Annotated in this window: 7 protein-coding genes; 3 read left to right on the top strand and 4 right to left on the bottom strand. The window is 70.8% G+C overall.

What is annotated here, in order from left to right; genetic code table 11:
* A partial coding sequence (locus tag VJ655_RS18680; RefSeq protein WP_324113692.1) for a lipid A-modifier LpxR family protein occupies positions 1-505 on the top strand: 505 nt, incomplete at its 5' end.
* Between the two features lie 83 nt (positions 506-588).
* Positions 589-924: a hypothetical protein gene (locus VJ655_RS18675; protein ID WP_324113690.1), complete on the top strand. Its 336-nt coding sequence runs from the start codon at positions 589-591 to the stop codon at positions 922-924.
* Between the two features lie 161 nt (positions 925-1,085).
* Here VJ655_RS18675 and VJ655_RS18670 read toward each other — a convergent pair whose 3' ends face one another.
* The 4 genes from VJ655_RS18670 to VJ655_RS18655 all read right to left on the bottom strand — a co-directional run bounded on the left by VJ655_RS18670 (position 1,086) and on the right by VJ655_RS18655 (position 5,136).
* Positions 1,086-2,339, bottom strand: a complete 1,254-nt coding sequence (locus VJ655_RS18670) for a patatin-like phospholipase family protein (RefSeq protein WP_324113688.1) — start codon at positions 2,337-2,339, stop codon at positions 1,086-1,088.
* A 15-nt stretch (positions 2,340-2,354) separates the two neighbouring features.
* Positions 2,355-3,047 (bottom strand): PAQR family membrane homeostasis protein TrhA, encoded by a 693-nt coding sequence (trhA, locus tag VJ655_RS18665; RefSeq protein ID WP_324113686.1) that lies wholly within the window; start codon positions 3,045-3,047, stop codon positions 2,355-2,357.
* 118 nt (positions 3,048-3,165) lie between these two features.
* The gene (locus VJ655_RS18660) at positions 3,166-3,936 is read right to left on the bottom strand and encodes a sulfite exporter TauE/SafE family protein (RefSeq protein WP_324113685.1); all 771 of its coding nucleotides are present in this window, start codon (positions 3,934-3,936) and stop codon (positions 3,166-3,168) included.
* 153 nt (positions 3,937-4,089) lie between these two features.
* Positions 4,090-5,136: an aspartate-semialdehyde dehydrogenase gene (locus tag VJ655_RS18655; RefSeq protein ID WP_324113684.1), complete on the bottom strand. Its 1,047-nt coding sequence runs from the start codon at positions 5,134-5,136 to the stop codon at positions 4,090-4,092.
* A gap of 387 nt (positions 5,137-5,523) precedes the next feature.
* Between VJ655_RS18655 and VJ655_RS18650 the strand changes: the two genes are divergently transcribed.
* Entirely contained in the window at positions 5,524-6,177 is a 654-nt protein-coding gene (locus tag VJ655_RS18650) for a glutathione S-transferase family protein (protein ID WP_324113683.1), read from the top strand.
* The last annotated feature ends 69 nt before the right edge of the window (positions 6,178-6,246 follow it).

Below are 6,246 nucleotides of genomic sequence, written 5' to 3'. Positions count from 1 at the left end.
CCAGGACGTCGACGTCACGGTGACGCGCGGCTGGCCGGCGGCCGTCTCGCTGACGGGCCGCAAGTACGCCCTGGACGTCACGCCCCACGCCGGGGTGGGCTTTGGCGGGGCCGGCGGCTCGGCCGAGGCGGGCGCCACGGTGCGCCTGGGCAAGAAGAGGAACATGGGCGACCGCGTGAACGAGGCCCTTGGCGTGCGCGAGGGCGACGTCGCCTTCGGCGATCGGGGGCGCTGGTACATCTACGCCGCGGCCAGCGGTCGGGCCGTGGGCCTGAACATGCTGCGCGGCCAGAACGGCGACTGGACGCGCGCCGGCCTGACCCAGGACGCCACCAGCCGCCTGATTGGCGACAGCCAGGCGGGGGTGGCGTGGCGCAAGGGTCCGATGCAGGCCTCGTTCGGCTATATCCACCGCGAGATCCGGGCCAAGGAGGGCATCATGGGCCTGGCGACCCAGAAGGACGACGTGGTGGCCCTGTCGTTCAGCCTGAAGCCGCACTGGTAGGCGGGTTTTCCCCCTATTAGGCTTGTGTTTCGGGTCGCTTTCATGCAGCAAACGCGCGTCCTTCCACTGCCGCCAGCGATGTCATGAGCGAGAGCGAGCCCCCGCGCCGCAAGACCCTGAGCCTCAAGAGCGGCGTCGCCGCGCCTGGGGGCCCACCGCCGCTCGAGCGGATGGTCAAGCCGTCGGCCCGCACGGTGATCGTCGCGCCCCAGGCGCCGCCGCCTCCGCCGCCCGCTCCGGCCGTGGGCGACTGGAAGTGCAAGCCGTGCGGCGCGCGCTTCGACCCGCCGGCCGAACTGGCCGACGAGGATTCCGTCCGCTGCCCCGCCTGCAACGCCCGCCTGGGCCTGGCCTCTGACTTCCGCGCCGACCCGCCGAACGTGGCCAAGCTGCGCGCGCGGTGGCTGAAGAAGGCGTAGGCGACGGACAGGAATGCTCCGACCTCCCCCGCGAATGCCGGGGGGCAGGTCCATTCGGAGTGGTTTGCGATTTCGCGCCAACGGCCGAGCGCGGATCTGGCGCGCCAACGGGTTCGCTCTGGGCCCCGGCATTCGCCGGGGAGATCGGATTGTAGGCCGCTCTAAGGCTCCGCCTGGGCCTCGGCGCCGAGCGGCTCCTGGTGGACCATCACCCCCGCGCCGGTCGAGACCGTCAGAGAAGACGGCTTCTTGAACAGGCCGCGCCAGAGGCTCTGTTCCTCGACCGCGCTGGTCCAGACCGAGCCCTGGACCGCCTGTTCCACGCCCGCGTCGTAGATCCGCCGCATCAGGTCGGTCTCGAACTTCAGCAGGTTGAAGCCCTCGAAGCTGCTCGGGATCGAGGCCACCGACAGCGGCAGGTTGTGGCGCGCGCAGAAGCCGGCGGCCAGGCTCAGGGCCTGGCGATACGAGAACCGCAGCATGGTGTCGAAGCTGCGGGCCATGATCGAGGCCACGCCCGGCGGGGTCGACTGCGAGGCCGGATCCAGCACCGTGTTGACGATCACGTGCACGCGCCCGCGCCGGAAGCGGGGGCCGAGGTTGCGCCAGTGCAGCAAGGCGTCGGGCATCAGGAACAGCGGCGCGGCGACGCCGCCGTCGACGTGCATCTCCTGGTGCGGCTGGCCGTCGACCTCGACGTCGATCAGCTTGGGCGGGAAGATGCCGGGTACCGAGGACGAGGCCACCAGCAGGGTGCGGAACAGCTTCAGCGCCGCCTCGCCGCCGCGGGTGGCGATCTCGCCCATGTCCCAGACCACGGCCCGCTGGCTGTCGAGATTGGTGGTGGCGATCAGCAGGCGCCGGCCCCTGGCGTGCTCGACGGCGACGGCCTCGACCATGGCCTGATCGACGAAGGTCTCGACCAGGCGGTCCAGCGACTCGCCCTTGAAGATGCTGGGGCCCAACGCCGAGTTCAGCCGCCGCAGGCTGAGCAGCTCGGCCGCGTGGCCGCCGACATAGGCGTCGGTCAGGGGCTCGTCCCAGGCCGGGCCCAGGAAGGCCAGCGGCGCGATCAGGGCGCCGGTGCTGACCCCGGTGACGATGGCGAAGTCGGGACGCCGTCCGGCCTTGGTCAAGCCCGCCAGCACGCCCGCGCCATAGGCGCCGCCCGACGCGCCGCCCGACAGGGCCAGGATGTTGAACTCGTCGCGGCCCAGCAGCGAGCGCAGCGGCGCCAGCCGGTCGGCGGCCTGGCGCAGGGCGTCGTCGGCCTGGTCGACGCTGAGCCGCACGCCGGGAAAGCCGGCGGCCTCGACGTGACGGTCGGAGGGAGGCGCTGGCAGGCGCTTGCCGCGCAGCGGATCGTTCCGGAAGAAGCCCTGCAGGCTGGCCTTGCCGGAAAGATCCTTGTCCACGCCGCGCTCCAGGGTTTACCGGGCGCTGGCCAGCACGACGCCCACCAGCACGGCGGCGTAGTGCAGCCCGGCGCCGCCGATGACGTGGCCGTGCCAGATGGCGCGCCGGAACTTCAGGCGGCGCATCAGGTAGAAGATGGTGCCGGTCGAATAGACGAGGCCGCCGATCGCCAGCAGCAGCAGCGCCACCCACGACAGGCCGTCGATCATCGGCTTGATGGCCACCAGCACCAGCCAGCCGAGGGCCAGGTACAGGCCGACCCAGAAGCGCTTGTCCAGGCCCGGCAGGAACAGCTTGGCCGCCACGCCGACGGTGGCGACGCTCCACACCGCCGTGGTCATGCCGATCGACCACCAGCCGTGCAGGTTCTGGGTCGTGAAGGGGGTATAGGAAGCGGCGATCATCACGAAGATGCCGGCGTGGTCGAAGCGCCGCAGCAGCGGCCGCCAGCGGGCCTTGGCGAAGTTGTAGGCGGTCGACAGCGACAGCATCAGGATCAGGCCCACGGTGTAGACGCTGACCGCGGCCACCTGCTTCAGGTCGCCCAGGCCGAAGGCCAGGCCCAGCAGGATGCCGCCGCCCAGCAGGGCGCACGCCAGACCCGCCAGGTGCACCACCAGGTCCGCGCACTTGGCGGCGGGGGTCGGATAGTGCGTCGCCGGCTCAAGCGCGACGAGGTCTTGGGTGCTGGTAGTGGTCGTCGTCATGGCCCCGCTCGATGCAGATGCAGTACGCCCGAACGTTAAGTTCGTTCCGTGACATATAAGCGTCGATCACTATGGCCGCGAAAGGGCGGAGGCGACACGATCGGCGCGAAAAGCGACATCAGGTCAAAAGGCCGCGGGCCCCGTCGAACACCAGCTTGCCGCCGACCACGACCAGCAGCACGTAGATGACCTTGTAGAAGCCCTCGGCGGGCACGCGGCGCACCAGCCACACTCCGGCCCAGGTCGAGACGATGGCCAGCGGCAGCAGCACCCCGGCGGTCGCCAGCACCTTGGGCGTGAATTGCCCGAGAGCGGCGTAGGCCGGGACCTTCATCCAGTTGACCACGGCGAAGAAGATCGCGCTGGTGCCGATGAAGGCGTCGCGCGGCAGGCGGCGCGGCAGGACGTAGATCTGGAACGGCGGGCCGCCGGCGTGGGCGATCTGGCTGGTGAAGCCGGCCGTCGCCCCGCACAGCGCCCCCAGCCAGGGACGACCCGGGCTGGCCTCGATCTGCTCGGCGGCCTTGACCGCCCGCTCGACCCACAGGCGTTGCAAGGCGAACAGGACGGAGATCAGGCCCACCGCCAGCTCGACGGCGGCCTCCTTGACGAAGGCGGCCAGGGCCCAGCCCAGGAAGATCCCCACCGCCGCCGCCGGCAGCATCAGGATCAGCAGCCCCTTGTCCCAGCTCTTCCGGAAGGCCCAGACGCTGACCACGTCCTGGACCAGCAGGATCGGCAGGGTGATCGAGGCGGCCATCACCGGCGAGACGGCCAGGGCCATCAGCGGCACGGCGACCACCCCGATTCCGGCGAACCCGCCCTTGGTCAGGCCCAGCAGGATCACGGCCGGAATGGCGACGGCGTAGAAGAAGGGGTCGGTGAGCATGGGGAGGGAGTAGCACCTAAGGCCGCGCATCATAAGCTGTCATCCAGGCCGCACCCCGGCGAAGCCAGGGAAGAGCCGGGACCTCGGAAAGCGCGGCGCTTCCGGCGGTCCCGGCTCGTCGCGGTGCGCGCTTGGTCGGGATGACAGATGACATCACGCCCCCAGCATCACCTCGGCGATCTGCACCGCGTTCAGCGCCGCGCCCTTGCGCAGGTTGTCGCCGACCACGAACAGGGCCAGGCCGTGCGCGACGGTGGGGTCCGGGCGGATGCGGCCGACGAACACCGGATCCTGACCGGTGGCGGCGAGCGGGTTGGGCGCGTCGTCCAGCACCACCCCCGGCGCGGCGACCAGCAGGGCCGTGGCCTCGGCCACCGACAGCGGCCGCTCGAACTCGGCGTTGATCGACAGCGAGTGGCCGGTGAAGACCGGCACGCGCACGCAGGTGCCGCTGACCGGCAGTTCGGGTAGTTCGAGGATCTTGCGGCTTTCGTCGCGCAGCTTCAGCTCCTCCTCAGTGTAGCCGTCCTCACCCAGCACGTAGTTCAGCGGCACGACGTTGTAGGCCAGGGGAACGACCCACTTGCGCGGGGCGGGCAGGGGGGCGGCGTCGGGCGAGCGCGCCAGGCCGTCCAGGTCCCCGGCCGCGCCGGCCCGCAGCTGCTCGGCCAGCACCTCGATCCCCTCCATGCCGCCGCCCGAGGCGGCCTGGTAGGTGCTGACGGTCAGGCGCTTCAATCCGGCGCGATCATGCAGGGGCTTCAGCGCCGGCATCGCGGCCATGGTCGTGCAGTTGGGGTTGGCGACGATGCCCTTGGGGATGCTCTTCAGCGCGTGCGGATTGACCTCGGCCACCACCAGCGGGACGTCGGGATCGCCGCGCCAGGCCGAGCTGTTGTCGATCACCACGGCCCCGGCCGCCGCGGCCTTGGGGGCCAGCGCGCGCGAGGTCGAGCCGCCGGCCGAGAAGAACACGATGTCGAGGCCGGAAAAGTCGGCGGTCGCGGCGTCTTCGACCACGATCTCCTGGCCCTTGAACGCGATCCTGGTCCCGGCCGAGCGGGCCGAGGCGAACAGGCGCAGGGCGGCGACCGGGAAGTCCCGCTCGACCAGCAGCTCGCGCATCATGCCGCCGACGAGGCCGGTGGCGCCGACGACGCCGACACGGGGGGGATTGGCGCGGGAAAACTTGAAGCTCACGGTCTTACGTCTCCTGGAGGGCGGAGGCGCGGGAGCTTTCAGGATCTCGTGGTGAGAACCGCCCCGCGCATCGGCGGGGCTGGTTGGGGATGCTCGCTAGTTCGCGCACGCACCCGACCACGCCCCGCCGAGGCGGGTCGTTTTCGGGGTAATAATCGTGGTCGGCGCGAATAGCATCGGCGGCGCTTCTAGCGGGGAAGCTGGGCCGCGTAAAGAGGGGTTTGGGGGAATGGGGTTGCGGCGTAAAAGGCGCCGCGGCCGCCCCAGAGGCAAGACGTGCCTCGCAAAGCCTGTCCTCCCGACTTCCCGCTCGGGAAAATCCGGGCAGGATGTCGGCGGGACGTTCGGCGATCCGTCCTTGCATCGTCAAACGCCCGGAGACCCGCCATGCGCCCGACCATCACCGCCTTCAAGGCCTCGCCCGACCGCGGGCGCGGTCTTGCCCGCGACATGCAGGTCCGCTGGGCGCTCGAGGAGGTGGGCCAGCCCTACGACGTGCGCCTGGTGACGTTCGCCGAGATGAAGGCGCCGCCCCATCTCGCGCTCCAACCCTTCGGCCAGATCCCGACCTACGAGGAGGAGGGCGGTCTGGTCCTGTTCGAGTCGGGGGCCATCGTCCTCCACATCGCCGAGCGCCATGCCGGCCTTCTGCCGGACGAGCCGAACGCCCGGTCGCGGGCGATCGCCTGGATGTTCGCCGCCCAGGCGACGGTCCAGCCGCCGGTCGTCGAGTTCGGCATGGCCATGATCGTCGAGCGCGACCAGCCCTGGTTCGAGGCTCGCCAGCCGATGCTGGAGCAGCGCGTCCGCGACCGGCTGGACCAGCTCTCCGCCCGCCTGGGGCAAGCCGAGTGGCTGGACGGGGCGTTCAGCGCCGGCGACCTGATGATGGTGACGGTGCTGCGCCGGCTGGGCTCGTCGGGGATCGTGGCGGCCTATCCGAACCTGGCCGCCTACGTCGCCCGCGCCGAGGCCCGCCTGGCGTTCCAGCGCGCGTTCGCGGACCAGTTGGCGGTGTTCGAGGCGGCGTCGGGAGGGTGAGGGCGGTCTAAAGGGTCGTCATCCGGAGATGTGTTCCCGGCGCCCAAAAATCCCGCCTTCCTGGGCCTT

The sequence above is a fragment of the Caulobacter sp. genome, from assembly GCF_035254145.1.
Classification (GTDB): Bacteria; Pseudomonadota; Alphaproteobacteria; order Caulobacterales; family Caulobacteraceae; genus Caulobacter.
This window is presented reverse-complemented; position numbering and strand designations above follow the sequence as displayed.